This window comes from Polynucleobacter sp. 35-46-11 (assembly GCF_002281105.1).
This window is the reverse complement of sequence record NZ_NCFJ01000533.1, coordinates 1-1,683: the sequence shown is the minus strand read 5'-3', so window position 1 is coordinate 1,683 and position 1,683 is coordinate 1. Positions and strand designations below refer to the sequence as shown.

Annotated in this window: 1 protein-coding gene; it reads left to right on the top strand. The window is 46.0% G+C overall.

Annotation, left to right across the window (positions count from 1 at the left end; all coding sequences use genetic code 11):
• Positions 1–15 precede the first annotated feature (15 nt).
• On the top strand, positions 16–1,683 hold a 1,668-nt coding region (locus B7Y67_RS17285; protein WP_293599689.1), incomplete at its 3' end, for a glutamate synthase central domain-containing protein.

The following is a 1,683-nucleotide window of genomic DNA, read 5'->3' as shown; positions in this document are numbered from 1 at the left end:
GCAAACGGAAATACCATGACTACACAAATGAATACAGACCTTCGTCCAATCGCGCAGGGTCTTTACGATCCACAAAATGAGCATGATGCTTGCGGCGTAGGATTCGTTGCCCATATCAAAGGCAAGAAGTCACATGAGATCGTTGCTCAAGGATTGAAAATTCTTGAGAACTTGGATCACCGGGGAGCCGTAGGTGCGGACCCTCTAATGGGTGATGGCGCAGGAATATTGATTCAGGTTCCCGATACTTTGTATCGAGAAGAAATGGCAAAGCAAGGCGTCGAGTTGCCGCCGTTCGGTGAGTACGGTGTTGGTATGATTTTCTTGCCTAAGGAACATGCTTCTCGTTTGGCGTGTGAACAAGAATTAGAGCGCACTGTCCGTTTGGAAGGTCAGGTCGTATTGGGTTGGAGAGATGTGCCCATCGATGTGAAATTGCCGATGTCTCCAACCGTTCAAATGACAGAGCCATTTATCCGTCAAATTTTTATTGGGCGCGGACGTGACATCATGACAACGGATGCGCTTGAGCGTAAGTTGTATGTCATTCGTAAAACTGCAAGCCATGCTATTCAAGATTTACATTTAAAGCATGGCAAAGAATATTTTGTAGCATCAATGTCTGCTCGGACCATTGTTTACAAGGGTTTGCTGTTAGCAAACCAAGTGGGTGCGTACTATAAAGATTTACAAGATCCACGTACAGTATCTGCATTAGCTTTAGTACACCAGCGCTTCTCAACCAATACTTTCCCAGCTTGGGAGTTGGCTCACCCATACCGCATGATTGCGCACAACGGTGAGATCAATACTGTTAAGGGTAACGTCAATTGGGTGAATGCACGAGAGGGCGCCATTAGCTCCCCAGTGTTGGGTGATGACCTCAAAAAATTATGGCCACTCATTTATCCAGGCCAATCTGATACAGCATGTTTTGATAACTGCTTAGAGTTATTAGTGATGTCCGGTTATCCATTAGCACAAGCCATGATGATGATGATTCCAGAAGCATGGGAACAGCATTCATTGATGGATGAAAACCGCCGTGCCTTCTATGAATATCATGCAGCAATGATGGAGCCATGGGATGGCCCAGCCGCTATGGCATTTACAGATGGCCGTCAGATTGGTGCGACCTTAGATCGCAATGGTTTGCGTCCAGCGCGTTATTACGTGACAGATGATGATTTAGTCATCATGGCTTCTGAGGCTGGCGTATTGCCAATTCCAGAGAGCAAGATTGTTCAAAAATGGCGCTTGCAACCAGGCAAGATGTTCATGATTGATATGGAGCAGGGCCGCATTATTGACGACGTTGAATTGAAAGATGCCGTCTCTAAAGCTAAGCCATATAAGAGTTGGATTGACGCAGTACGCGTGAAGCTCGATGAAGTTGATGCAAGCAAGGCTGACTTGGTGGATGAAAAGAACACTATTCGCCCAGCTGCAAAATTATTAGATCGCCAGCAAGCTTTTGGTTACACCCAAGAAGACATCAAGTATCTCATGGCGCCTATGGCCATGAATGGCGAAGAGGCAATTGGGTCGATGGGTAACGATAGCCCATTAGCTGTGCTCTCTAATAAGAACAAGCCACTCTATAACTACTTCAAGCAATTGTTTGCACAGGTGACCAATCCTCCGATTGACTCCATCCGTGAAAACATGGTGATGTCTTTAGTG